Origin of the sequence: Blautia sp. AF19-10LB (assembly GCF_003461245.1) — a bacterium.
Classification (GTDB): Bacteria; Bacillota; Clostridia; order Lachnospirales; family Lachnospiraceae; genus Blautia_A; species Blautia_A intestinihominis.
Genome location: NZ_QTWS01000028.1, coordinates 23689 through 49063, shown reverse-complemented (window position 1 = coordinate 49063; position 25375 = coordinate 23689). Strand labels below are relative to the sequence as shown.

Below are 25375 nucleotides of genomic sequence, written 5' to 3'. Positions count from 1 at the left end.
TTCTTAAAGAATTTTCGAGAATCGTATGTGTTTCACTGTTTAGTTATCAAGGTTCTTTACTTGCCGCCTTGCGACAGCTCGTTTATTTTATCTCATTCTCAACTATTTGTCAAGAACTTTTTTAACTTTTTTTCAAAACTTTTTATCTAAGAAGTTTTGAAACGGAGAAGGAGGGATTTGAACCCTCGCGCCGCTATTAACGACCTACTCCCTTTCCAGGGGAGCCCCTTCGGCCAGCTTGGGTACTTCTCCAAATTGCCCTACGCAATCGCTTTGGTTTATTTCTTTGCCAGAAGCGTTTTATATTATATCGCGTTGTTTTTCTTTTGTCAAGAACTTTTTCGACTTTTTTCAAAATCTTTTTTGTTCTTAACAAGCGGAGAGAGTGGGATTCGAACCCACGCGCCCTTGCGGACAAACGGTTTTCAAGACCGCCTCGTTATGACCACTTCGATATCTCTCCGTATTCACTTTTCAGTGTTTTTTGCGCTTCTCTGTCAGCGCAAGACATATTCTATCATCGAACTTCGCACATGTCAACACCTAAATTTACATTTTTTTATATTTTTTCAAAAAAGTTTCTGCAACATCAAGATCTTCTGGTGTTGTGATCTTGATATTCTGGTAGGAGCCTTCTACCAGGCGGATCTTGGTGCCTTTTTCCTGCTCTACTACCATGGCATCATCGGTGACTCCTGACATGTCTTTTGCACGCAGGCTCTCATGGGCGGATCTGATCAGGGGATATGCAAAGATCTGTGGTGTCTGAATAGACCACACCTGGCTGCGGTCCGGTGTAGACTGGATAAATCCATCCTTATCTGCGATCTTGATGGTATCTTTGGATGGCATGCCGACTGCACAGGCGCCTGTCTCCTGCACTCCAAAGATACCTCTCTCCAGGATTTCTTCTGTTATGAACGGTCTTGCCCCGTCGTGTATAAATACATAATCGCAGTCTTCGCAGGCAAGAAGCCCCTGATATACAGAATCATATCGCTCCTTGCCGCCTGCGATCACTTTGGTTACTTTTGTAAAATGATAGCGTTCTACGATTTCTCTTTTACAATAGGAAATCATTTCTTCTCCTGTTACCAGAATAATTTCCTGGATCAGAGGACTTTTCTGAAAACATTCCAGTGAATAGTACAGAACCGGGCGGTGATCGATCTCCAGAAACTGCTTCTGGATCTTACTGTGCATTCTTTTGCCCTGTCCTGCTGCCAGAACGATCGCTGTATTTCTCTCCTGCTTCATAATAAGCCCTCCATCAAATCTTTCTTAATAAAGTAAAAAGGATTTTATCTCTCACCTAATCTGAGGTTCGGAACTGCATTCAGATCCCAGCCATGACGGGTTCCCTTTTTAAATTCGTAATAAGCTGCCACTCCGATCATTGCCGCATTATCTGTACAGAAGATCGGTGACGGACGATAGAATTTGTATCCGTGTTTCTGGCATGCTTCTTCCATCGCTGCCCGAAGTGTTCCGTTGGATGCAACTCCGCCTGCGATCGCTACTTTGTCCATATGATAATCCTTTGCTGCCTGCATGGTATGTTCTACAAGCACATCTACGACAGCTTTCTGGAAAGAAGCTGCAAGATCTGCGCGGTTTACATCTTCTCCTTTCATCTGAGCCTGGTTCAGATAGTTCAGGACTGCTGATTTGACACCGCTGAAGCTGAAGTCATATGGGCAGTCTCCAATCTTGGCCTTCGGGAATACGATGGCATTCGGATTTCCTTCTTTGGATAATTTGTCGATCTTTGGTCCACCCGGATAGCCCAGTCCGATCGCACGTGCTACTTTGTCAAATGCCTCGCCGGCTGCATCGTCCCTTGTACGTCCAAGGATCTCGAATTCTCCATAATCCTTGACGATAACAAGATGTGTATGACCGCCGGAAACGATCAGGCACAAAAATGGCGGTTCCAGATCAGGATGCTCTATATAGTTTGCAGAAACATGTCCTTCGATATGATGCACTCCTACCAGTGGAAGTTTCTTGGCATAGGCAATGGCTTTTGCCTCTGCTACGCCCACAAGAAGCGCTCCTACAAGTCCTGGTCCGTAAGTTACACCGATCGCGTCCAGATCGTCCAGAGTAACGTCAGCTTCTTTGAGAGCCTCCTCGATGACCTGGTTTACTTTCTCGATATGTTTACGGGAAGCGATCTCCGGGACAACTCCTCCGTATAATTTGTGAAGTTCGATCTGTGATGAGATCACGTTGGATAAAATCGTCCGGCCGTTTTTTACTACGGAAGCGGCGGTCTCATCGCAGGAACTTTCGATTGCCAAAATTAATGTATCTTCCATATTCAGACACCTCTAGTCTTCTTCAAAATTTAATTCTACACTTTTGCCATCCCTGCCCGGGTATGAATTCGGAAAGATCTCTCTTACTTTATCCATATATTCGTCCGGCCGGATCAGTGACGGGCTGAAATGCGTCAGCCACATTTCTCCTACCTCTGCATCCCTGGCAAGTGTCGCTGCCTCGCGGAACATCATATGCTTGTAGCCCTTGGCCTTCTCAAGCTTCTCTTCCTCGGCATACATTCCCTCGCAGATAAAAAGATCTGAGCCTTTTGCGTTGCGCAGGATAGACTCTGTCGGTCTGGTATCTGTGGTATAGGTAACTTTGATCCCCTTACGGTCTGGTCCGAGCACCATGTCCGGCGTATATACAACACCGTCTGCTTCTATGGTCTGTCCCTTCTGCAGAGGATTCCAGTATTTCAGCGGGATCTCCTGTTCCTTCGCGCGTTCCGGTGAAAATTTGCCCTGGCGCAGAATCTCAAGTGTGTATCCATAACAGATCACGTTGTGGTTCACTCTGAATGCAGTGATCCTGTATCCATTGATCTCAATGACTTCTTCTGGTTTGGTGATCTCGATAAACCGGATCTCAAACGGAAGTTCCGGTGCGATCACCCGTAATGCATTTACGACCCGCTCCAGTCCTTTCGGACCGATCAGTGTAAGTGGTTCTGTCCTGTCTGCATTGCCCATGGTAAGGAGCAGTCCCGGAAGTCCGCTGATATGATCTCCGTGGTAATGGGTAAAGCAGATCACATCGACCGGTTTGAAACTCCAGCCTTTTTCCTTGACTGCCACCTGTGTTCCCTCGCCGCAGTCGATCATCAGGCTGCTTCCGTTATATCTTGTCATAAGGGCAGTCAGCCAGCGTCTTGGAAGCGGCATCATCCCTCCGGTTCCAAGTAAACAAACATCTAACATATTTTTCCTCTTTTTCTAATTCTCATTGTTTCTTTGTCATAAGAACCGCATTTTCCAGCGGATCGGTATAATAATTTTTGCGAAGTCCATCCTCGACAAATCCCAGTCTCTGATAAAGTCTGCGGGCAGTTCCGTTGCTTTCTCTGACTTCAAGATGAACCAGGCTGATTCCCTGTGCCTGTGCAAGCATCAGCATGCTGTCTACCAGAAAATAGCCGATTCCTTCTTTCTGGCGGTCACTGCGTACTGCCACGTTGAGGATATCACCCTCGTCCAGCACTGTCTGCATGCTGCAGTAACCAAGGATTCTGCCCTTTTCTTCTACTACGAAGAACATGGTGTCCTCTCTTGTCAGGAAAGTGAACATTCCCTCCTTTGTCCATGGTATGGCAAAAAGATCTGTCTCGATCTCCATGACCTGATCCAGATCTTCGATCAGCATCTCCCGGAAAGTCATGACTGCTGCTCCTTTTTCTCTCGTTCCGCACGTTCGCGTTCTGCCTGAGAAACACGCAGGTAGTCCGGAATGTGCTCCATTGCTGTCTGTATCTTACCTTCTTTGTAATAAACAAGTCCAAGTGCTGCGACTGCTGCTGCTCTCTGCTTATTTACGTGTGCCGGTGCAAATGTGTACGGTACAGTCAGTTTCTCTGCGATCAGGTCCTTGAAAACCGGTACGCCGTCGCCCAGGAAGGTCACCGGCTGCTGGTATGCATTCAGCTTCGTGATCAGTTCTTCCATCGGCACTGCCATCTGGTCTTCTACTGTCACAAGTCTGTGAGCCTCGAAACGATAGATTCCTGTGTAGACCTGTTTTCTTCTTGCATCCATGATCGGGCAGATCAGTCCCTGTGTATCATACAGATTGTATGCAAGTCCCTCTACTGTCGGCACTGCCACAAGCGGTTTCTTAAGTGCAAGTCCAAGTCCCTTGGCAGTTGCGGAACCGATACGGAGTCCTGTAAAAGATCCCGGTCCTGCTGCGACTGCGATCGCGTCGATCGTATTCAGATCAAGCTCTGTCATCTTTGCAATCTCATCCAGCATCGGAAGCAGTGTCTGTGAATGTGTTTTTTTGTAATTTACGGTGTATTCTGCTACGAGAATATCATCCTCTACAACAGCTACGGAAGCTACGATCCCTGAGCTGTCAAGACCTAAAATTTTCATTTTTTTCTCCTCAATTATTATAATTCCAGTCCCTCGATCGTGATACGTCTGTAATCAAATCCTCTGGAAAGATCTTTCTCGATGGTTATGGAAATCCTGTTTTCCGGCAGGATCTCCTCGATCAGCTCTGCCCACTCGATCAGGCAGATACCCTCTCCAAAGAAATAATCATCATATCCGATCTCTTCCATTTCCTCTATATCGCCGATCCTGTATACATCAAAATGATAAAAAGGAAGTCTGCCTTCCTCGTATACCTGTACGATCGTAAATGTAGGGCTGTTCACCGGCTCAGTGATTCCAAGTCCTGATGCAACCCCCTGTGTAAAAACAGTCTTGCCAACGCCCAGATCACCGGTCAGTGTATAGACCTGTCCGGGAGTGGCAGCTCTGCCAATTTTTTGTCCGAGGGCAAAAGTTTCCTCCGGATTTTCTGTCTCTATTATCACGCAAATCACCTTTTTCCTTGCAGAATTGTTCTTTGCATATTATAATAGAGCCCACAAAGAAAAACAATACTTTTTGCAAAAGGAGATTATCATTATGGCAAATAAAAACCCGATCGTAACCATTACTATGGAAAACGGCGATGTAATGAAAGCAGAATTATATCCGGAAGTTGCTCCAAACACAGTCAACAACTTCATAAGCCTTGTAAGGAAAGGATTCTATGACGGACTGATCTTCCACCGCGTCATCAACGGTTTCATGATCCAGGGCGGATGCCCGGAAGGAACCGGAATGGGCGGCCCGGGATACAGCATCAAGGGCGAATTTGCACAGAACGGTGTTGCAAATGATCTGGCTCATACCCCAGGTGTTCTTTCCATGGCAAGAGCTATGCATCCAAACTCAGGCGGAAGCCAGTTCTTCATCATGCACAAAGCTGCTCCGCATCTTGACGGAAGCTATGCTGCATTCGGCAAAGTGATCGAGGGCATGGATGTTGTCAACAAAATCGCTGAGACTGAGACAGACTTCAGAGACCGTCCGCTTGACGACCAGGAGATCAAGTCTATGACTGTTGATACTTTTGGCGTAGATTATCCGGAACCGGAGAAATGCTGATCTGAATAGGCAAAAAAGCTGAACGTTGTTTTGCACATGCGTTCAGCTTTTTTTGTATTTCAATTTCAAAATAATCGTTCTTTCGATCGTCAGTCCTCAAACGTAAGAACTTCTCCATTTACTTTTGCAAAGTACAATTCTTTTTCTTTTTCCATTCCTGCTCTGCCGTTTGTGCCTTCTGTGATGGCTTTCTGCACAGCTTCTGTTTCTGCGTCAGGAACAAGAAGTTTCAGAACAACTTTGTCCGTATATTCGCTGTCGAGGATCGGGATCTGACGTTCTCCTGCGATGTACTGGATCTTGCCAATTCCTGTGTAATCTGTTGTAACCTTGAGAGAAATGCCTTTTTTCTTCTCGATCACAAGGCTTCCTGCAAGTCCTTCCTGCACGGCTTTGGAGTAAGCTCTGACAAGCCCGCCGGTTCCGAGGAGCACTCCTCCGAAATATCGCGTCACAACTACTGCAACATTATAGATATCTTCGCCCAGGATCACATCCAGCATCGGCCGGCCTGCTGTGCCGGATGGCTCTCCATCATCACTGCAGCGGGTAAATTCTCGGTTCTTCCCGATTGAATATGCATAACAGTTATGTCTGGCATCCCAGTATTTCTTACGCATCTCTTCCAGAAATGCCAGGGCTTCCTCCTCATTCTTAACCGGGCGCACCGTTGCTATGAAGCGGGATTTCTTCTCGACGATCTCCCCGGTACCGCCCTCCAGTACTGTTTTGTATTGTTCCATTCTCATCCTCCCTGCCTGTACAACACAGGCTGCGACCATCCTGTGCCAGATGATTGCAGCCTGCTGCTGTTTCATACTTTATTATTCTTCGGCATCTCCACCTGAAGAATCTCCACCATCATCGCCTCCGGTGTTATCTCCATTATCACCACCGTTATCTCCGCCGTCGTCTCCGCCGGTATTGTCTCCGGTATTATCGGTGTTATCTCCCGTGTTGTCTCCGGTATTGTCTCCAGTGTTATCGCCTGTATTATCCCCGGTATTATCTCCGGTATTATCTCCGGTATTATCGTCCGTATTATCTGTCTGTGTACCATCAGAATTATATATTCCCTCTTCTGTGGTGTGTTCCGTCATATCAGAATTATCATAATCAGAATATCCATAGAAATGCTGGTCGCACTCATCCGTTGGAACATCACCGATATCAAAGTACTCCGTTATAATCGGGCAGCCGGCTCGCGGAAGAAGCCCTGTCTCTGCGCAGACACTGAGTTTCTCTACACTTGCAGGCATATCGAAATCTTTGTCCGGAAGTCCCTCATGAATACGGGTCATGACTTTCTTCCAGAGATTCTTGTGGAAGTTTCTCGCATCCTCTGGAAGTTTCTCGTTATTGTCAAATCCAGACCATACTGCACAGGTATAATATGGTGTATATCCTACAAACCACAGGTCATTGTATGCATCTGTAGTACCAGTCTTACCTGCGACTGTCATATTATCAAGCTGGCACGCTGTACCTGTACCCTGTGTCACAACATCCTCCATTGCACTTGTAAGAAGCCATGCTGTACTTTCTTTGATAACAGAACGTCCGGCAGATGTTTTCTCGATCAGGACATTGCCATTATGATCCAGGATCTTGGTGTAATAAAGTGGTTCAATATAATTTCCACTGTTTGCGATTGCCGCGTAAGCTGCACACAGTTCTATGTTTGTGACACCATTTGTCAGACCACCGAGTGCCAGTGGGAGGTTTGCATCTGTCCATACTGTTCCATCAGCATCACGATCTGCTTCTGTGCCATGTGCCAGTGTTGTAAATCCAAAATTGTCCAGATACTGAAGTCCCAGTTCCGGTGTAACTTCCTCCAGGCATTTGACAGCAACAACGTTGATAGAATTCTGGATTGCCTTGCGGATCGTGGTTGTTCCATTATAACTTCTCGATGCATTGTTAACTGGTGAACCATCCGGATAATTATATGGTTCATCTTCAAAAGTAGTTGCCAGTGTCATGCCTTTCTCATTGAGAGCAGGTGCATACGTAGACAGGATCTTGAATGTAGATCCAGGCTGTCTGGTTGTATCCGTTGCACGGTTCAGCGTCAGACTTGCAGTCTTCTCTCCACGACCGCCGATGATCGCCTTGACATATCCTGTATGCTGGTCGATTACACTCATGGACGACTGTGGCTGAGGTGCAAAGCTTACACGCTCTGCTACAACCGTGCTTCCGTCTGCGAGAATACTTTCCTTATAACGGTCAACATAACTCTGACCTTCTTCCTGAGAGTCAAAGAGCAGGTCAAATTCCGGATCTTCATTCTGGAAGTAAAGCTCGAGCATTTCCTTGCTGTAGTTTACTTCTTCACCCTGAGGATTCTTGACAGTCAGTGCATAGTCCAGTGCATACTGTACATAATCCGGATAATTGGACGGATCTGCATATTCTTCATCAAGAATCTTCTGGATTGCAGAATCCTGTGTTGTATAAATGCTCAGACCACCGCTGTAGACAAGGTTCTGTGCCTGTGTTCTGGTATATCCCTTAATATTCATCAGGTCATTGATCACCTGATCGATCAGTTCATCCTCAAAATAACTGTAAACCGTATTCTCTGTCTCAGAATTCTCGATCTGGGCAGCCTGGATGCGTGAATACACGTCATCATTGAGCACTTCGTCATACTGTGCCTGTGTAATATAGCCCTGAGCGATCATGTGATCCAAAACTTCTTTACGTCTCTTGGCATTTTCCTCTGGATGTTCGATCGGGTTGAACTGTGTCGGGTTCTGTGTGATACCCGCCAGAGTTGCACTCTCTGAAAGGTTCAGATCCCAGACATCCTTATTAAAATACTTCCTTGCTGCTGCCTGTACACCATAAGTTCCTGCTCCAAGGTTAATGGTATTCAGATAGTTCTCAAGGATCACATCCTTATTGTTGATCTTCTTCTCAACTTCTACCGCAAGATACTGTTCCTGTATTTTACGTGTAAAACGTTCAAGCCAGGTAGACTCCTTGGTCCAGTTGGTAAATACATTGTTCTTGAGAAGCTGCTGAGTGATCGTACTTGCTCCCTCAGAAAGATTTCCTGAGGTGATATTTTTTACGAAAGCACGCAGGATTCCGCGCACGTCAATTCCATTATGCTCATAAAAACGCTCATCCTCTATCGCAACTACCGCATGCTGCAGATCCACCGGAATCTGGTCGATTGAGACAGGCAGACGGTTGGAACTGGGAGCCGTTAATTTACGAAGCTGATTTCCGTCACCATCATACAAAAAAGTCGCATATCCCAATGGTGAAATATCAATATCATTCACATCGGGAGCATTGTCTATAATTCCCCTGAAAGCTCCAATCCCGACACATCCCACGACCACACATATTGTGATCAGGACCGCAAACAGGACTCTGATAAAAGAAACATGTGCTCTCTTACCCATCATTGCGGTACGGGAAATCAGAGAATTCCGCTTCCTGGAGACTGATTTTTTTCCGTAATTCATGGTTTTCCTCCTTTATAGTCCGTACCATTATATCAAATAAAAAATCGTAAATAAAGCCCCCAATTAAAAACTTCACATTTTCTTTCAAAAACCTTGGTTTTTTGGGATTTTTTTCTAAAAAAAGGAAGAAATCTTCGTAAAAAGACTTCTTCCTCTCAGGTTCAGCTCAAAATATGTAATTTCTGATTATCAGAGTACCATCTTGGCAGCACCGTAGATACCTGCATCATTTCCAAGTGTTGCAAGAACGATCGGTGTCTCCTTGCAGGACGGGAATGCATATCTCTGATAGTATTTCTCGATGCAGTCGATAAGCGGCTGACCTGCCTTGGATACACCGCCGCCGATAACGATTGCTTCCGGATCAGCAACTGTAGCAAATCCTGCGATTGCTCCGCCGAGAAGGTCTCCAACATACTCCATAACACGGACTGCTACTGCATCTCCGGCTTTGAAAGCGTCCAGAACATCCTTTGCTGTGATATTCTGAAGTTCTCTTAAGGTACTGTCGTCATCGGAAGCTGCAAGCATTCTTCCAGCCACACGCACGATTCCTGTTGCGGAAGCATACTGTTCCAGGCAGCCATGATTTCCACAGTTGCATTTTTCGGCTTCGTCACGGACTACGAGTGCATGTCCGATCTCACCGCCTGCTCCGTGGGAACCTGCTACGATCTTGCCGTCAATGATGATTCCGCCGCCGACACCAGTTCCGAGAGTGACCATGATCACATTCTGAGAACCTGCCGCTGCACCTTTCCATGCTTCACCGAGTGCTGCTACGTTTGCATCGTTTCCTGCCTGAGCCTTAAGTCCTGTGAGGTCACTTAAGATCTGAGCTACCGGTGTGAATCCCCAGTAGAGGTTTACTGCACAGGCAGCTTCTCCTTTGGAGTTGATCGGTCCTGGAATTCCGATTCCAACACCTTCGATATCATCTTTGTCAATATTCTTTTCTGCGATCTTGGCTTTGATCGTCTCAGCAACGTCCGGAAGGATGTTCTCGCCTTTATTTTCAGTTCTGGTAGGGATCTCCCATTTCTCTAACAGTGTTCCGTCTGTGTTGAACAGACCGCATTTTACAGAAGTTCCGCCTACGTCGATTCCAAAACAATATGATTTCATTTTTCTCCACCTTTTCTTATTTTTTATTCTTCTCTCTTACGTGCAATGTTTGCCTGCACACGCTTGTAGAGTTCCTCAGCCGCATTGTAACCCATCTTCTTCTGTCTGTGGTTGACTGCGGCAGATTCTACGATAACAGCCAGGTTACGTCCTGGTCTGATCGGAAGGGAATGGCACACGATCTTGTTTCCAAGGTATTCGGTGTATTCTTCATGCAGACCGAGACGGTCATATTCTTTGTCGCGGTCCCACTCTTCCAGTTTGATGACAAGGTCTACAGACTGGGTATCCTTGACACTCTCAACACCGAACAGCGTTTTGACATCGATGATACCGATGCCTCGAAGCTCGATAAAATGCCTCGTGATGTCCGGCGCAGATCCGACCAGAGTGACGTCACTTACTTTACGAAGTTCTACAACATCATCACTTACCAGACGATGCCCACGCTTGATCAGCTCCAGTGCAGCCTCACTCTTGCCGATGCCGCTCTCTCCTGTGATCAGGATCCCCTCACCATAGACATCTACCAGAACTCCGTGGATGGAAATACATGGTGCAAGCTGTACGCCCAGCCAGCGGATGATCTCTGCCATCAGGCTTGAAGTTGTTCTTTCTGTCACAAATGTAGGAACATTATATTTAATTGCCATGTCGATCATATCCTGAGACGGCTTGGTCATGGTACTGAAAATAACACACGGAATCTTACTGGAAATGAATCGCTCGTATGTCATCATGCGTTTCTCATCACTGAGCTGCATCAGATATGTGTATTCTACATAACCGATGATCTGAACACGTTCATTGGCAAAATGCTCCAGATAACCAGTAAGCTGCAGTGCAGGACGGTTAATCTCTGCGGTTATGATCTTCTTGTCTGACAGGTCAATCTCAGGAGTCAGATTTGTAAGATTCAGCTCCTGCACCATCTTTGTCATCAATACACCCTTCATATTATGTGCTCTCCTTTAATGTTTATATATTTCAAGTGCCTTTTTATTTCTCATTTGCCGGATCATCTGGCCGATGAAAAAAATCATACACCTGTTTTGCACTTCCTGCATTCATGGACTCTGTCTGCGCCAGTTCTTCCTCAGAAGCATCCCGGATCGCCTCGATCGAGCGGAAACGGCGCATCAGAGCCTTTCTTCTGCGCTCTCCGATTCCCGGAATATCGTCCAGGATCGAGTGGACCTGTTCTTTACTTCTCAGAGAACGATGATACTCGATTGCGAAGCGGTGTGCCTCGTCCTGGATCCTGGTGATCAGGCGGAATCCCTCACTATTCGTATCAATTGGGATCTCTACATTATTATAATAAAGTCCTCTGGTACGGTGATAGTCATCCTTGACCATTCCGCAGACCGGAACATCAATGCCCAGTTTCTCAAGAACACCAAGCGCGATATTGACCTGTCCACGGCCTCCATCCATCAGAAGCAGATCCGGCATTCTCGCAAAGCTGTCGAACTCTCCATTGCTCTCGTGTGTAAAGCGCCTCGTCAGCACTTCTTCCATACTGGCATAATCGTTCGGACCCTGAACAGACTTGATCCGGAATTTGCGGTAATCGCTCCGCTTCGGCTTGCCCTTCTCATAGACTACCATGGAACCAACGGACTCAAAACCACTGATATTGGAGATATCGAACGCCTCCATACGGCTGATTCCTGTAAGTCCAAGCCATTCCTCTACCTCATGGACAGCTCCGATCGTTCTGCCTTCCTCCCTGCGGATGCGCTCACGGTCCTTCTCAAGGACCATACGGGCATTTTCCCAGGCAAGTTCTACCATTTTTTCCTTGGTACCTTTCTTAGGGATCACGATATGAACCTTCTGTTTCCGACGGGATGTGAGCCATTCCTCGATCACTTCTCTGTCTTCAATATCAGCCTGAAGCATGATCTCCCTCGGTATAAACGGTGTTCCCGCATAATACTGCTTGAGGAAGCTGGACAGAACCTGCGAACGGGTATCGCCTCTTGCAACTCTCAGATAAAAATGATCTCTGCCGATCATCCTGCCGCTTCGCATAAAGAAAACCTGGACAACGGCATCCTGTTCCCTGAGATCCAGACTCTCGTCCATCGCCACAGCAATGATGTCGCGGTCCTCTTCTCCGTAAGCAGTGATCTTCTGACGCTCTCCGATCTTGCGGATACTCTGGATCAGATCACGATATCCGGCAGCATCCTCGAATCGCATTTCTTCGGAAGCCGTCATCATCTTGTCTGTGAGTTCATCGATCGTATCCTGAAAATCGCCATTCAGAAAGCTGAGCACCTTCTGGATGTTTTCCCTGTATTGCTTCTGATCCACATGACCGGTACAGGGTCCGGTACACTGCTTCATATGGTAATACAGACATGGCCGGTCCTTACCGCAGTCGCGCGGAAGGTTCCTGCTGCAGGAGCGAACCTGGTACAGTTTGCGTACCAGCTCGATCACATCCTTGACCGCGCCGCCACTGGTATAAGGACCAAAATATCTGTTTTTGTCCTTCTTCATCTGCCTGGCAAACAGAACTCTGGGATATGCCTCCTGCACCGTGACCTTGATAAACGGATAGCTCTTGTCATCCTTGAGCATCGTATTATATTTCGGACGGTGCTCTTTGATAAGGTTGCTCTCCAGAACGAGTGCTTCCAGTTCAGAATCTGTAACAATATATTCGAATCTCGATATGTGGGTGACCATCTGCTCGATCTTGGCACCCTTGTTGCGGCTGCTCTGAAAATACTGCCGTACACGGTTGCGGAGACTGATCGCCTTGCCCACATAGATGATCGCATCCCGCTCGTCGTGCATAATATACACACCCGGTCTTGCGGGAAGCTTCTTTAATTCTTCTTCAATCTGAAACATATCGCGGCTCCTTTATTAAGCCTCTGTGCTGCTACCTTCTGATGTCTCTGATTCTGTTTCCTGGGACGGAATCTCTGCCGGTGTTTCTGGTGTCTCCTGATTCTCAGGGACTTCCGCTTCTGTCTCTGCCAGAGCTTCCTTGGAAAGATTTACCTTCGCAGGAGTATCCACTTCTGTCTCTGGCTGCTTTTCCTCGTCTTTCTTGTCAAAATCCGGAAGTTCGTCAAGGTTTTCCGGAATCTCAAGTCCTCTCTCGACTGCACGGAAGATCTTCATGAATTCCTTGCCAGTGATCGTCTCTCTGCGGATCAGATACTCAGCGATCTTGTCCAGTGCTTCTCTGTGTTCGTTCAGAAGTCTCTTGGCTTCCTCATAGGAATAATGAAGGAGCTGCATTACTTCGTGGTCGATCTCTGTCGCTGTGTCATCACCACAGTTAAGGACTGCACGACCGGAAAGATACTGATTCTCCTGTGTTGCAAGTCCCATCAGACCAAATTTCTGTGACATACCATACTGGGTGATCATTGCACGGGCAACCTTGGTCGCCTGCTCGATATCATTGGCTGCACCTGTCGTTACAGTATCAAATACGATCTCCTCAGCCGCACGTCCTCCAAGGTATCCAACCAGCATAGCCTCGAGTTCCTTCTGGGTATTGAGATATTTCTCTTCCTCCGGAACCTGCATAACGTAACCGAGTGCTCCCATGGTACGCGGAACGATCGTGATCTTCTGCACCGGTTCTGCATCCTTCTGGAGAGCATTCACAAGTGCATGTCCTACTTCGTGGTAGGAAACGATACGTCTCTCCTGCACGCTTAAGATACGGTCTTTCTTCTCTTTGCCGACAAGGACAACCTCTACGGATTCCTGAAGATCCTTCTGTGAGACAGCCCTTCGGCCGTTCTTGACAGCAAGGATCGCAGCTTCGTTGATCATGTTGGCAAGGTCAGATCCGACTGCCCCGGAAGTAGCCAGTGCGATTGCATCCAGATCCACAGTTTCATCCAGCATGACATTCTTGGCATGGACCTTGAGGATCTCTACACGGCCCTTGAGATCCGGACGATCTACGATGATACGTCGGTCAAAACGTCCTGGCCTTAAAAGTGCCGGGTCAAGTACTTCCGGACGGTTGGTTGCCGCCAGGATCAGAAGGCCCTTGGAAGTATCAAAACCATCCATCTCTGCAAGGAGCTGGTTCAGTGTCTGCTCACGCTCGTCATTGCCGCCGCCATATCTGGAATCACGGCTCTTACCGATTGCATCGATCTCATCAATAAACACGATACACGGTGCATTCTTCTTGGCTTCCTCAAACAGATCTCTGACTCTGGAAGCTCCGACACCGACAAACATCTCGACAAATTCGGAACCGGAAAGTGAAAAGAACGGTACCTTTGCCTCTCCTGCAACGGCTTTCGCAAGAAGGGTCTTACCTGTTCCCGGAGGTCCTACGAGAAGGGCTCCTTTCGGAAGTTTCGCACCGATCTGCGTGTATTTTCCCGGATTGTGCAGGAAATCAACAACCTCCTGAAGAGATTCCTTGGCTTCCTCCTGTCCTGCTACATCCTTAAAAAGAACACCTGTTTCCTTCTGAATGTAGGCTTTGGCACGGCTCTTGCCGACTCCCATGATGCCGCCGCCACTACCTTTGTTCATTCGCCGCATAAGATACATCAGCATAAAGAACAGCACTACCGTCGGAAGCAGCAGACTGATCATGGTAGATACAAACTCTCCCATCACATCAGGTTGTTCATATTTGAAAATAATTCCTTTGCCTTCCAGACGTTGCGTCAGTGCACTGGTATCCTCCATCTGGTTGACCTTATAGCTTTCTTTCTGATAAGATTTCTGAAGTTTTGGAACGACAGTCAGCACTCCGGACTGGAGTGTCACTTCTTTGATCTGATCTTTATCTACCATTTCGATAAATTTATCATATGTGATCTCACTGGATTTATCGCTCATCATATCTGTCACAAAACTCAGACAAACTAAACTGATCAGGAGACAGATCAAAAATCCAAGAATGGTCTGACGATTCTTGTTCGGTCCCTGATTTCCTGGGTTATTTCGGTTCGGACGCTTATCATCCGGACGCTTATCCATATGATCGTTCATTCTTTTCCTCCTCTTGTTATCTTCTATATTATAAAGAGATTTCCATTATAAATCAACTGAAAAACTGTGAATGTTTGTAGTAGTGGGATATTGCCTGTGAACAATAACTGTAGTATACTATCCACGTGATAGCTAGACCCAACTAATTACTATAGCTAACTGTGATGGAAAGGAAATCGACAAATGAAAATTGGATTTGATAATGAAAAGTATCTAACTATGCAGTCCGAACACATCCGCGACCGTATCAGCAAATTTGACAACAAGCTCTATCTGGAATTCGGCGGAAAGCTTTTTGATGATTACCATGCATCCCGTGTTCTTCCAGGATTTGAGCCGGACAGCAAGCTCCGCATGCTCATGCAACTCCGCGACCAGGCTGAGATTGTCATTGTCATCAGCGCCTCTGATATTGATAAGAACAAAATGCGCGGTGACCTCGGAATCACTTACGATGAGGATGTACTTCGTCTGATCGATGCTTTTACAGAGCGCGGTCTCTATGTAGGAAGTGTATGCATCACACGCTACGCCGGACAGGAAAGTGCTATTCTCTTTAAGAACCGCCTTGCAAAACTCGGCATCAAAGTTTACTTCCATTATAGTATTCCAGGATACCCGAGCAATATCCCGCTGATCGTGAGCGATGAAGGATATGGCAAAAATGAATATATCGAAACAACCAGACCTCTCGTAGTCATCACCGCACCAGGACCAGGAAGTGGAAAAATGGCAACCTGTCTTTCCCAGGTATACCATGAATACAAACGCGGCGTTGCTGCCGGCTATGCCAAATTCGAGACTTTCCCGATCTGGAACATTCCGCTCAAGCATCCGGTCAATCTGGCATACGAGGCTGCTACTGCAGACCTTAATGATGTCAACATGATCGACCCGTTCCATCTGGAAGCTTACGGTGAGACAACCGTCAACTACAACCGTGACGTAGAGATCTTCCCTGTTCTCCAGGCAATGTTTGAAAAGATCATGGGAGAATGCCCTTACAAATCCCCTACAGATATGGGTGTCAATATGGCCGGAAACTGCATCGTTGATGACGAAGTATGCTGTGAAGCTTCCCGCCAGGAGATCATCCGCCGTTACTATAAGAGCTGCGATGCCCTTCTCACAGGCGACGGTACTGAGGAAGAAGTACGCAAGATCGAACTTCTTCTGAAACAGGCTCACGCATCCCTCGATGACCGCAAAGTTGTTCCTGCCAGCCTTGCCAAAGAACAGGAGACCGGTGCACCGGCTGCTGCCCTTGAACTTCCTGACGAACGCATTATTTATGGAAAGACTTCCGACCTTCTCGGTGCTTCCTCTGCACTTCTTCTGAATGCACTCAAGGAACTCGCAGGCATCGACCATGAGCATCATGTGATCTCACCGGAGGCGATCCATCCGATCCAGGAACTCAAGACCAAATATCTCGGAAGCAAGAACCCGAGACTTCATACAGATGAAACCCTGATCGCACTTTCTGTCAGTGCCGCTGATAACCCGGAAGCACGTAAGGCTCTGGAACAGCTCCACACACTCAAGGGATGCCAGGCACATACTTCTGTCATGCTGTCATCCGTGGATATCTGGGAATTCCGCAAACTCGGCATTGAGCTGACCTGTGAACCGAAATTCGAAAAAGAAAAGAAATATCACTAAATCTCTTCAAAACAAAACACCCCGGCAGAACGCTGTGAATACGTTCTGCCGGGGTGTTTCTTATTGTATATGGTATTTATAAAAATCAGTCTTCGTAACCGTTCGGGTTCTTCTGCTGGAAGTTCCAGGAATCTGCACACATATCTTTGATATCGTACTCTGCTTCCCATCCAAGTTCCTTCTTAGCCTTGGTTGCATCGGAATAGCATGTTGCAACATCACCGGCACGACGAGGTTTGATAGAGTATGGGATCTTAACGCCTGTTGCAGCTTCAAAGTTCTTAACAATGTCAAGAACACTGTATCCTTTACCTGTACCAAGGTTGTAGATGCTGAGTCCGGAATTGTCTTCCAGTTTCTGGACAGCCTTTACATGTCCTTTGGCAAGGTCAACTACGTGGATGTAATCTCTGACACCAGTTCCGTCCGGTGTGTCATAGTCATTTCCGAATACGCCGAGTTCTTTGAGCTTGCCTACTGCAACCTGTGTGATGTAAGGCATCAGGTTGTTCGGGATACCATTCGGGTTCTCACCGATAAGACCGCTCTTGTGAGCACCGATCGGGTTGAAGTAACGAAGAAGTACTACATTCCATTCCGGATCTGCTTTCTGGATATCTGTAAGGATCTGCTCCAGCATGGATTTGGTCCATCCATAAGGGTTGGTGCACTGTCCTTTCGGGCATTCCTCTGTGATCGGGATGATTGCCGGATCGCCGTATACAGTTGCGGAAGAGGAGAAAATAATATTTTTGACATTATGTTTTCTCATTACATCAACCAGTGTAAGTGTACCTGCAATGTTATTCTCATAATATTCCCATGGTTTAACAACAGATTCTCCAACTGCTTTGAGACCTGCGAAATGGATACAGGAATCGATATCCTCTTTCTCCAAAACTTCGTTCAGTCCTTCTCTGTCAAGAATATCTACTTTATAAAATTTAACCGGTTTTCCTGTGATCTTTTCTACACGTTCCAGACTCTTCTCGCTGGAGTTGCTTAAGTTGTCCAGTACTACTACATCATATCCTGCATTCTGAAGTTCTACTACAGTATGGCTTCCGATAAATCCGGCTCCGCCTGTTACTAAAATTGCCATGATTTACTCCTCCTGACATTTGCTTTTGTTTTACTACGGTGTCATTGTAGCACTGTTTTATTTTTTTCACAATATTTTCCCAAAACCTCCCGCATATTTTACTAAAACTCCCGCATATTTTACCTATTACCTGATGCAGTTATGAAACTTCTGTTTTGGTGATTCTGATTTTGAATCTTTGTGCAACTTGTCAACATTTCCATTTATGCAATATACATTGTTTTTTTTGTATTTTCAGTTTTTTTTTGTCTATTTTTATTGACACTTAGTCTTATAAACGGTATAATCAGCCTAATACATTCGTGATTATCACGAAACCAAACTGACGGTTCTGTCAGTTTCACCAAACAAAAGGGAGGACTTTCATATGAAACGTAAAATCGCATTAGCTATGGTACTGGCAATGACAGCAACAATGGCTCAGCCTGTTCTCGCAGCAGACGACAAGACAACTCTGGATGTCATCATCAGCCAGTATGGTACCCAGACCCAGGCGTGGTGGTCCCAGTTCGAAAAGGATTTCGAAGCTGAAAACTCAGATATTGATCTGAACATCGAAATTGTTTCCTGGAACGATCTTTATACCAAAGTAAATACACTGGTTGCAAACAACAACGCACCTGATATTCTGAATATCGACGTTCTTGCAGATTATGTGGCTGACGATCTGCTGATGCCTGCAACAGAATATGCTTCTGAAGATCTTCAGTCCAAATTCTTCCCGTCATTCTGGGAAGCAAGCACAATTGATGATACTGTATACGCATTACCGATCCTGGCATCCTGCCGTGCACTCTTCTATAACAAGGACATCCTTGAAGAAGCAGGTGCTACCGTTCCTACCACATGGGCAGAAGTTCAGGACGCAGCAAAGAAGATCAAAGATAAATTCGGCGATGACGTTTATCCATGGGGTATTGATATGACAACTGACGAAGGTCAGGCTGCATTCTCTTATTATACATGGAACAACGGCGGCGGATTCGTTGATGAAAATGGTGACTGGGCCCTCAACAGCGACAAGAACGTAGAAGCTCTGAACTTCGCACTCGGTCTTGTAAACGATGGATACACCAACTCCGATCCGGCTAACGAAACACGTTATGACCTTCAGGATATGTTTGGTGCAGGCAAAGTTGCCATGATGATCGGACCGAACAACATTCCTACCTATCTCTCCGATGGTGGATATGACATTAACTACGATGTAACAACAATCCCTGCAAATGAGGGCTGCGAATCCGTAGCAATGGGCGTTTGCGATCGTCTTGAAGTATTCAAGGATGACTCCGCTGAGGATCAGGAAGCTCGTACAGCTGCCATCACCAAGTTCTTTGACTTCTTCTATGATGACACTCGTTACGCTGATTACATGGTATACGAAGGATTCCTTCCAACCACTCAGACAGCAGCAGATCTTCTTGCAAAAGAGGACGACACCTATTCATCCTGGATCGATATCCTGCAGAGCTGCAACTTCTACCCGGCAACCAAGACAGAATGGGCAGATGTAAAGCAGGGCGTTATCGAAGTAGAGCAGAACGCACTCCTTGGCGACGACGTTCAGACACTGCTTGATGATCTTCAGGCTGATATCGCAGGCTGATTCCTGATTTAGAGATACGACTTAACCGGGAGCCGGACATTAGTGACCGGCTCCCGATTCTTTTTGACAATTGATTTGGTGGTGTAAATATGAAAAAAAAGAAACCTCTGGCTGCTGTGGAGCCATATCTGTGGCTGCTTCCCAGCATCCTTCTTATGACAATCTTCATACTCTTTCCTATCTTTGAAGTTTTCCGTACTTCAATGAGCGAAGTGAGTAAAGCTGGTCTGATAAAGGGATTCTGTGGATTTGACAATTTTGCCAAAGTCCTCAGGGGATCTACTTTTAAACTGGTTCTCAAAAATACCCTTGTATGGACCATTGCTGTTGTAGTACTTTCTACTGTATTTGGTTTTATCCTTGCACTTGTACTAAATAACAAATTCCGTTTCCGTAAAGCAGTCCGTGCTATTGTTGTATTCCCATGGGCAACTTCCCTGATCATCCAGGCAGGCGTATGGAAATTCATCATTGACAAGGATTACGGTGCACTGAACACCCTTTTACTGAAACTTGGACTGATCTCTAGTCCGGTCAACTGGACTCCTACCCCGGAAGCATATTTTGCATGGGAAATTTTTGTAGGTATTTTTGTTACTGTACCATTTGTTACTTTCTGTGTACTTTCCGGTCTGCAGAGTATCGACAACTCTTATTATGAAGCGGCTACCGTTGACGGTGCCAACTACTGGCAGAAGCTGTTCAAGATCACACTTCCGCTGGTAAAATCTTCTCTGACGGTAAGTACTGTGTTGAATATCATTTATGTATTCAACTCCTTCCCTATCATATGGACAATTACCAAGGGCGACCCGGCAAGCCGTACCGATACCCTTGTTACCTATCTCTATAAACTTGCTTTCTACAAAGGCAAATCCGGTGAAGCAGCTGCAGTATCCGTGATCGGATTCCTGATCCTGTGTGCATGCGCTTCTGTTTATATGGTACTTTCACTTAGAAAGGAGGAGGAAGACTAATGAAACATTCACGCGACACAAAAAGCACACTCCTTCGGGTTCTTCTTTATGTTTTTGTCATTCTGGTCGTATTGATTACGCTGTATCCATACTTTGTTATGTTTACGACTGCCGCCAAGAGCCGTGCAGAAATCTACGCAACCAAGGGAACACTTCTCCCGGTCCACTGGCTCTGGCAGAACTTCAAGGATATCTGGACACTGGCTCCACTTTCCAGATATTTCATCAACTCCCTGGTCGTTGCAGGTGGCTCCACTCTGATCGCGATCGTATGTGGTATTCCTGCAGCTTATGCACTTGCACGAATGAAGTTTAAGGGCAAAAAGATCTTCCTGGGTATCGTTATCATCTCCCAGATGTTTGCTCCTGTAGTCCTTCTGGTAGGTATCTACAAGATCATGTCAACCTTCGGTATGACAGACAGTCTCGTTGGTCTTGTATTTATCAATGCAGCATTCAACCAGGCATTCGCGATCTGGCTGCTGCGCGGTACTTTTATTTCTATCTCACCTGAAATGGAACAGGCTGCAACAGTTGACGGCTGTGGCAAGGTTTCTGCCCTGATCCGCATCCTTCTTCCAGTCGCTGCACCTGGTATCGTAACTGCGCTGATCTTCGTATTTATCAACGCATGGAATGAATATACAGTCGCACTGACTCTGATCTCAACAGATGTCTTCAAACCTCTGACGGTCGGTATTACGATCTTCAACGGTTACAACATGGTAGAATGGCAGTATCTGTTTGCATCCTCACTGTTTGCAACAGTACCGGTCATCATCCTGTTTATACTGATCGAGAAACATCTTGTCGGTGGTCTTACCTCCGGTGGTGTAAAGGGCTGATATATACAACAAAAAGCTTCGGAACCTGTTCAAAGTTCCGAAGCTTTTTTATTGTAAAAATCATTTATATTTTCTGATGATCTCATTCATCTGCGGCAGTTTTTCCTGCATGTCTTTTACAAGAGTAAGCTGGGTCCTGCATCTGTCAAGGTTATGTCCCTCTCTGTGGATATGGAAGTAATGATCTCCCTCCAGATGGTCTGTCAGGAAACGGATTCCATTCTCAAATGTCATAAGGATCGCTCCCATCGGAAGCATCTCGATCTCAAGGTCTGTCAGCGCACCGCCACATCCCTCGATAAATCCCTTCGCATAAACATCAAAGAGATGAAGGTCACAGGACACCTTGGAAAGGTCTCTCTCGTCCTCCAGAGCTGTGCTTGCTCCGAAGCGGATAGAATCACCGAAATCATTCGCTGTCAGTCCCGGCATGACTGTATCCAGATCGATCACACAGATTGCTTTGCCTGTCGCGTCATCGATCATGATGTTGTTCAGCTTGGTGTCATTATGTGTTACACGAAGCGGAAGTCTTCCGTCAAGCTGCATATCATACAGTGCATGTGTCAGTTCTTCTCTCTCCAGGATAAAATCAATTTCTTTCTGGACAGAGGCTGCTCTTCCACAGACATCCTCTGCAACAGCTTTCTTGAATTTCTTAAGGCGGTCCGGTGTGTTATGGAAATCCTTGATCGTCTCATGAAGTGTCTCTGCCGGATAATCTGCCAGAAGCTGCTGAAAATGTCCGAATGCTACTGCGCTCTGATAGAAATCATTGTCGTCCTTTACTGCATCGTAGCAGGTCGCTCCCTCAATAAAGAGATAGACTCTCCAGTACTCTCCATCAGAATCCACAAAATACGGAAGACCTGTCTGGCTTTTTACCAGTGTCAGTGTCTCTCGTTCCGGATCGCCGCCATTCTCGATGATCTTTTTGCGGAGCCAGGAAGTAACACCGCTGATATTTTCTATCAGTTCCACTGGTTTCTTAAAAATATTTCTGCTCATTCTCTGCAGGATATATCGTTTCGTTCCCTGTGATGTCTCGTAAGTCAGTCGATAAGTATCATTAATATGACCGCTTCCATATCTGATGCACTCTTTGAGTTCACCATGCAATTTGAAGCCGTCAATCGCTTCACGTACTGTATTGCCGATCTCCACTTATGCTTCCTCCCATAAATTCTGCGGATACAGCCCCTGATCTTTCAGGTTCTGAACTGCAGCCATTACCATTGGTTTATCTTCTTTGTAAGTAACTCCGTACCATTTATCCTCGGACTTGAGAACTTTGACAGTTGCTTTGTGCTCCTGAAGAAGTTCGTCAACAACAAATGGAAGGAAATATTCTCCCTTCATCGGATTATTCTTGATCGCATCATCCAGAAATGGTTTAAAACGTTCTTTAAGTTCCTTCAAAATGCTGTTTGAGAATCCCCACATATTCATGGAAACGATGCTGCCCTCCGGAAGCATGGTCCATGTCTTGCCGTCATCCTCTGTGTATGCTGTACCGCCGTCATGTTTCTCGATATGGGTACGCTCATTGATCTTGATCAGATGACCTTCCTCATCTGTCACACAGACACCTCTGGCAACATGACCATTCTCTGTAAGGGTATTCTCAAGGCGGTATCCTACCATCATGTAACGGTAAACATCTCCTTCTTCCTGCTCAGAAGTCAGGAAATCATATGCCATCTTGAATGCATGTACACCATAGTAATCATCTGCATTGATAACAGCAAAAGGTCCATCGATCTCATCGATACAGCTTAAGACTGCATGGCCGGTTCCCCACGGTTTCACTCTTCCTTCCGGGACTGCATAACCTTCCGGAAGATTGGTCAGTTCCTGGAAAACATACGCTACTTCGATCTGTTTGCTCAGACGATCCCCGATTGCCTCACGGAATGCCTGTTCATTTTCTCTCTTTATAATAAATACGACTTTCTCAAAGCCAGCTCTTACTGCATCATAAATGGAAAAGTCCATGATAATATGACCTTCTTTGTCAATCGGATCGATCTGTTTCAGACCTCCATAGCGGCTTCCCATTCCTGCCGCCATTACTACTAAAACTGGTTTCTTCATCATTTTCGCCCTCCTGTATTCTTAATCAAAAATAACTGTACACCACAAATTCCAATATGACAACAAATAATTTTCAATTTCTGCAGCCATTATTTAATATGGGCGTTTTTTTAGAAATAGTATTTGCACAATTACATCATATTTTTGCATAATATCAATTATGGTTTGACTATTTCGCACAAATTCATTAGTATAAGAACCAAGAACAATATTATAAATCAACAAATGCAAGTGGATGAAGGAGGTCTTCCCGTGGCTTATCAGAGTGTCTCATTGGACCAGGAACTTTTCATAAAAAGCATTTACACGATCCATTACTACGAATATCAGAATGATTTTCATTTTGACGGCGAACGCCACGACTTCTGGGAATTTCAATGCGTGGACACCGGTGCTGCCGAGGTTGTTACAGACAATGGATGCCACACCCTCTCCCGTGGTCAGGTCATCTTTCACCGCCCAAATGAATTTCACACACTGAAAGCTACAGGAAAAACCGCTCCAAGCATCATCGTGATCTCATTTTCCTGTGATTCGCCGTGCATGGAATTTTTTGAAAATAAGATACTCACTTTTTCAGAAACAGAGCGGAGCATCCTCGGACGCATCATTGCAGAGGCGCGGAACTGTTTTGAAACACCTCTGGACGATCCTTATCTGGAGCAGATGATCAAGAAACCTGAGATTTCCTTCGGTTCCCAGCAGCTTCTGACACTTTACCTTGAGGAGCTTCTGATCCACGTGATCCGGCGTTATACGATCGCACATTATTCCGCTTCTGCCGGGATCTACGATCCTTGCCAGACAACTTCTGATACCTGCCGCAAGATCATCCACTACCTGGAACAGCATGTCCGGGAAACACTGACGATCCTGGATATCTCAAGGAACAATATGATCGGGCGCTCACAGCTGCAGAAACTTTTTCGCGAAGAATATCAGTGTGGTGTGATCGAATTTTTCTCACGGATGAAGATCGACTTTGCCAAACAGCTCATCCGGGAAAACGAAATGAATTTCACGCAGATTTCCGATTTCCTGAGTTATTCTTCGATCCATTATTTTTCCAGACAGTTCAAGAAACTGTCCGGAATGACACCGACAGAATACGCAACTTCTATCAAGGCATTATCTGAACGCCCACAGCGTCAGAACTGATATAACGGGGTAAAACTATATAAAATACAATCGTCCATAACCGGACAGGGAGGAACTACTACCATGCAGATCTGCAAAGTAAAAAATTATCAGGAACTCAGCCGCAAGGCTGCCAATCTCATCGCCGCCCAGATCACTCTGAAACCAGACAGTGTTCTTGGTCTGGCCACCGGCTCTTCACCGATCGGCACTTATGACCGCCTTGTAGAAATGTACCAGGACGGCGATCTGGATTTTTCACAGATCACCACTGTAAATCTTGATGAATATAAGGGACTTCCAGGTTCCCATGAACAGAGCTATCGTTATTTCATGAATACGCATCTTTTTCACCGCGTAAACATTTCTTATGCCAATACTTATGTTCCGGACGGTACGGAAACCGACAGCGAGAAGTGCTGCCAGGCCTACACCAAACTGATCCACCGCGTCGGACCGGCTGACATCCAGCTTCTGGGGCTTGGTCACGACGGACACATCGGCTTCAACGAGCCATCCAACCATTTCGAAGATGAGACGCACTGTGTGAATCTGACTGAAACAACGATCCAGGCAAATAAGCGCTTCTTTGCCAGCGAAGAAGATGTTCCTCGTCAGGCATACACCATGGGGATTGGAACCATCATGCGCTGCCGTAAGCTGATCGTTCTTGTCAGCGGTAAGGATAAGGCAGCGATTCTGAAACAGGTGATCCAGGGACCTGTCACACCAGAAGTTCCGGGATCTATCCTTCAGTTCCATCCGGACTGCACGATCATCGCTGATGAAGCAGCCCTTTCCGAGATGGATCTTTGATTTCGCCTTCAAATTTATTTCTTTTACAACGCACAAAAATGGAGC

Annotated in this window: 22 protein-coding genes and 2 tRNA genes; 7 read left to right on the top strand and 17 right to left on the bottom strand. The window is 46.1% G+C overall.

The genetic code is table 11. The features are described 5' to 3' along the window. Positions 1-162 precede the first annotated feature (162 nt). From DWX28_RS14485 to tsaE, 8 genes are all read right to left on the bottom strand, one after another. Positions 163-252 (bottom strand) — tRNA-Ser (locus tag DWX28_RS14485). Positions 253-377: 125 nt separating this feature from the next. Beyond that, positions 378-463: transfer RNA gene (locus tag DWX28_RS14480), tRNA-Ser, on the bottom strand. Between the two features lie 86 nt (positions 464-549). Further along, a complete protein-coding gene (gene ispD / locus DWX28_RS14475) occupies positions 550-1257 on the bottom strand; it encodes a 2-C-methyl-D-erythritol 4-phosphate cytidylyltransferase (RefSeq protein WP_022215139.1) in 708 nt (235 codons plus the stop codon). Positions 1258-1301: 44 nt separating this feature from the next. Further along, positions 1302-2321, bottom strand: coding sequence for a tRNA (adenosine(37)-N6)-threonylcarbamoyltransferase complex transferase subunit TsaD (gene tsaD / locus DWX28_RS14470; RefSeq protein WP_118253319.1), 1020 nt, complete (start codon positions 2319-2321; stop codon positions 1302-1304). A gap of 12 nt (positions 2322-2333) precedes the next feature. Next, positions 2334-3245 carry a ribonuclease Z gene (locus DWX28_RS14465; RefSeq protein ID WP_022215137.1) on the bottom strand — a complete coding sequence of 304 codons (912 nt, stop codon included), beginning with the start codon at positions 3243-3245 and terminating at the stop codon, positions 2334-2336. 22 nt (positions 3246-3267) lie between these two features. Beyond that, positions 3268-3702, bottom strand: coding sequence for a ribosomal protein S18-alanine N-acetyltransferase (gene rimI, locus DWX28_RS14460; RefSeq protein WP_118253314.1), 435 nt, complete (start codon positions 3700-3702; stop codon positions 3268-3270). Continuing rightward, on the bottom strand, positions 3699-4415 hold the full coding sequence (gene tsaB, locus DWX28_RS14455) for a tRNA (adenosine(37)-N6)-threonylcarbamoyltransferase complex dimerization subunit type 1 TsaB (protein WP_118253311.1): 717 nt from the start codon (positions 4413-4415) through the stop codon (positions 3699-3701). The genes rimI and tsaB overlap by 4 nt, the downstream gene beginning before the upstream one ends. A 17-nt stretch (positions 4416-4432) precedes the next feature. Further along, positions 4433-4864 carry a tRNA (adenosine(37)-N6)-threonylcarbamoyltransferase complex ATPase subunit type 1 TsaE gene (tsaE, locus tag DWX28_RS14450; protein WP_118253308.1) on the bottom strand — a complete coding sequence of 144 codons (432 nt, stop codon included), beginning with the start codon at positions 4862-4864 and terminating at the stop codon, positions 4433-4435. Positions 4865-4958: 94 nt separating this feature from the next. Here tsaE and DWX28_RS14445 point away from each other — a divergent pair, with 94 nt between their 5' ends. Then, positions 4959-5483, top strand: coding sequence for a peptidylprolyl isomerase (locus DWX28_RS14445; RefSeq protein ID WP_118253305.1), 525 nt, complete (start codon positions 4959-4961; stop codon positions 5481-5483). A gap of 89 nt (positions 5484-5572) precedes the next feature. Here DWX28_RS14445 and DWX28_RS14440 read toward each other — a convergent pair whose 3' ends face one another. The 6 genes from DWX28_RS14440 to ftsH all read right to left on the bottom strand — a co-directional run bounded on the left by DWX28_RS14440 (position 5573) and on the right by ftsH (position 15091). Continuing rightward, positions 5573-6226, bottom strand: coding sequence for a YigZ family protein (locus DWX28_RS14440; protein WP_022215132.1), 654 nt, complete (start codon positions 6224-6226; stop codon positions 5573-5575). 81 nt (positions 6227-6307) lie between these two features. Continuing rightward, a complete protein-coding gene (locus DWX28_RS14435) occupies positions 6308-8968 on the bottom strand; it encodes a transglycosylase domain-containing protein (RefSeq protein WP_118253301.1) in 2661 nt (886 codons plus the stop codon). 189 nt (positions 8969-9157) lie between these two features. Next, the gene (locus DWX28_RS14430) at positions 9158-10093 is read right to left on the bottom strand and encodes an ROK family glucokinase (protein ID WP_022215130.1); all 936 of its coding nucleotides are present in this window, start codon (positions 10091-10093) and stop codon (positions 9158-9160) included. A gap of 23 nt (positions 10094-10116) precedes the next feature. Further along, positions 10117-11049, bottom strand: coding sequence for an HPr(Ser) kinase/phosphatase (hprK, locus tag DWX28_RS14425; protein ID WP_022215129.1), 933 nt, complete (start codon positions 11047-11049; stop codon positions 10117-10119). Positions 11050-11092: 43 nt separating this feature from the next. Then, on the bottom strand, positions 11093-12961 hold the full coding sequence (uvrC, locus tag DWX28_RS14420; protein WP_022215128.1) for an excinuclease ABC subunit UvrC: 1869 nt from the start codon (positions 12959-12961) through the stop codon (positions 11093-11095). A 15-nt stretch (positions 12962-12976) separates the two neighbouring features. Next, the gene (gene ftsH, locus DWX28_RS14415) at positions 12977-15091 is read right to left on the bottom strand and encodes an ATP-dependent zinc metalloprotease FtsH (protein ID WP_118253297.1); all 2115 of its coding nucleotides are present in this window, start codon (positions 15089-15091) and stop codon (positions 12977-12979) included. A 183-nt stretch (positions 15092-15274) separates the two neighbouring features. Here ftsH and DWX28_RS14410 point away from each other — a divergent pair, with 183 nt between their 5' ends. After that, on the top strand, positions 15275-16753 hold the full coding sequence (locus DWX28_RS14410; protein ID WP_022215126.1) for a DUF1846 domain-containing protein: 1479 nt from the start codon (positions 15275-15277) through the stop codon (positions 16751-16753). An 85-nt stretch (positions 16754-16838) separates the two neighbouring features. Here the strand turns inward: DWX28_RS14410 and galE are convergent, their stop codons facing one another. Then, positions 16839-17855, bottom strand: coding sequence for a UDP-glucose 4-epimerase GalE (galE, locus tag DWX28_RS14405; protein ID WP_022215125.1), 1017 nt, complete (start codon positions 17853-17855; stop codon positions 16839-16841). A 367-nt stretch (positions 17856-18222) separates the two neighbouring features. Here galE and DWX28_RS14400 point away from each other — a divergent pair, with 367 nt between their 5' ends. From DWX28_RS14400 to DWX28_RS14390, 3 genes are all read left to right on the top strand, one after another. Next, on the top strand, positions 18223-19461 hold the full coding sequence (locus DWX28_RS14400; protein WP_022215124.1) for an ABC transporter substrate-binding protein: 1239 nt from the start codon (positions 18223-18225) through the stop codon (positions 19459-19461). 89 nt (positions 19462-19550) lie between these two features. Continuing rightward, positions 19551-20438 (top strand): carbohydrate ABC transporter permease, encoded by an 888-nt coding sequence (locus DWX28_RS14395; RefSeq protein WP_022215123.1) that lies wholly within the window; start codon positions 19551-19553, stop codon positions 20436-20438. Next, a complete protein-coding gene (locus DWX28_RS14390) occupies positions 20438-21283 on the top strand; it encodes a carbohydrate ABC transporter permease (RefSeq protein WP_022215122.1) in 846 nt (281 codons plus the stop codon). The genes DWX28_RS14395 and DWX28_RS14390 overlap by 1 nt, the downstream gene beginning before the upstream one ends. Before the next feature lie 60 nt (positions 21284-21343). Here the strand turns inward: DWX28_RS14390 and DWX28_RS14385 are convergent, their stop codons facing one another. Continuing rightward, entirely contained in the window at positions 21344-22447 is a 1104-nt protein-coding gene (locus DWX28_RS14385) for a phosphotransferase enzyme family protein (RefSeq protein WP_022215121.1), read from the bottom strand. Continuing rightward, positions 22448-23377, bottom strand: coding sequence for a sugar phosphate nucleotidyltransferase (locus tag DWX28_RS14380; protein ID WP_118253325.1), 930 nt, complete (start codon positions 23375-23377; stop codon positions 22448-22450). Between the two features lie 252 nt (positions 23378-23629). Between DWX28_RS14380 and DWX28_RS14375 the strand changes: the two genes are divergently transcribed. Beyond that, positions 23630-24535 (top strand): AraC family transcriptional regulator, encoded by a 906-nt coding sequence (locus DWX28_RS14375; RefSeq protein WP_118253295.1) that lies wholly within the window; start codon positions 23630-23632, stop codon positions 24533-24535. Between the two features lie 63 nt (positions 24536-24598). Continuing rightward, positions 24599-25330, top strand: coding sequence for a glucosamine-6-phosphate deaminase (gene nagB / locus DWX28_RS14370; RefSeq protein ID WP_118253291.1), 732 nt, complete (start codon positions 24599-24601; stop codon positions 25328-25330). Positions 25331-25375 lie beyond the last annotated feature (45 nt).

Bases quoted from the DNA above. Each gene is read 5' to 3' on its own strand.
- ispD (WP_022215139.1), bottom strand. From the start codon at position 1,257: ATGAAGCAGGAGAGAAATACAGCGATCGTTCTGGCAGCAGGACAGGGC.
- tsaD (WP_118253319.1), bottom strand. From the start codon at position 2,321: ATGGAAGATACATTAATTTTGGCAATCGAAAGTTCCTGCGATGAGACC.
- DWX28_RS14465 (WP_022215137.1), bottom strand. From the start codon at position 3,245: ATGTTAGATGTTTGTTTACTTGGAACCGGAGGGATGATGCCGCTTCCA.
- rimI (WP_118253314.1), bottom strand. From the start codon at position 3,702: ATGACTTTCCGGGAGATGCTGATCGAAGATCTGGATCAGGTCATGGAG.
- tsaB (WP_118253311.1), bottom strand. From the start codon at position 4,415: ATGAAAATTTTAGGTCTTGACAGCTCAGGGATCGTAGCTTCCGTAGCT.
- DWX28_RS14445 (WP_118253305.1), top strand. From the start codon at position 4,959: ATGGCAAATAAAAACCCGATCGTAACCATTACTATGGAAAACGGCGAT.
- DWX28_RS14440 (WP_022215132.1), bottom strand. From the start codon at position 6,226: ATGGAACAATACAAAACAGTACTGGAGGGCGGTACCGGGGAGATCGTC.
- DWX28_RS14435 (WP_118253301.1), bottom strand. From the start codon at position 8,968: ATGAATTACGGAAAAAAATCAGTCTCCAGGAAGCGGAATTCTCTGATT.
- DWX28_RS14430 (WP_022215130.1), bottom strand. From the start codon at position 10,093: ATGAAATCATATTGTTTTGGAATCGACGTAGGCGGAACTTCTGTAAAA.
- hprK (WP_022215129.1), bottom strand. From the start codon at position 11,049: ATGAAGGGTGTATTGATGACAAAGATGGTGCAGGAGCTGAATCTTACA.
- uvrC (WP_022215128.1), bottom strand. From the start codon at position 12,961: ATGTTTCAGATTGAAGAAGAATTAAAGAAGCTTCCCGCAAGACCGGGT.
- ftsH (WP_118253297.1), bottom strand. From the start codon at position 15,091: ATGAACGATCATATGGATAAGCGTCCGGATGATAAGCGTCCGAACCGA.
- DWX28_RS14410 (WP_022215126.1), top strand. From the start codon at position 15,275: ATGAAAATTGGATTTGATAATGAAAAGTATCTAACTATGCAGTCCGAA.
- galE (WP_022215125.1), bottom strand. From the start codon at position 17,855: ATGGCAATTTTAGTAACAGGCGGAGCCGGATTTATCGGAAGCCATACT.
- DWX28_RS14400 (WP_022215124.1), top strand. From the start codon at position 18,223: ATGAAACGTAAAATCGCATTAGCTATGGTACTGGCAATGACAGCAACA.
- DWX28_RS14395 (WP_022215123.1), top strand. From the start codon at position 19,551: ATGAAAAAAAAGAAACCTCTGGCTGCTGTGGAGCCATATCTGTGGCTG.
- DWX28_RS14390 (WP_022215122.1), top strand. From the start codon at position 20,438: ATGAAACATTCACGCGACACAAAAAGCACACTCCTTCGGGTTCTTCTT.
- DWX28_RS14380 (WP_118253325.1), bottom strand. From the start codon at position 23,377: ATGAAGAAACCAGTTTTAGTAGTAATGGCGGCAGGAATGGGAAGCCGC.
- nagB (WP_118253291.1), top strand. From the start codon at position 24,599: ATGCAGATCTGCAAAGTAAAAAATTATCAGGAACTCAGCCGCAAGGCT.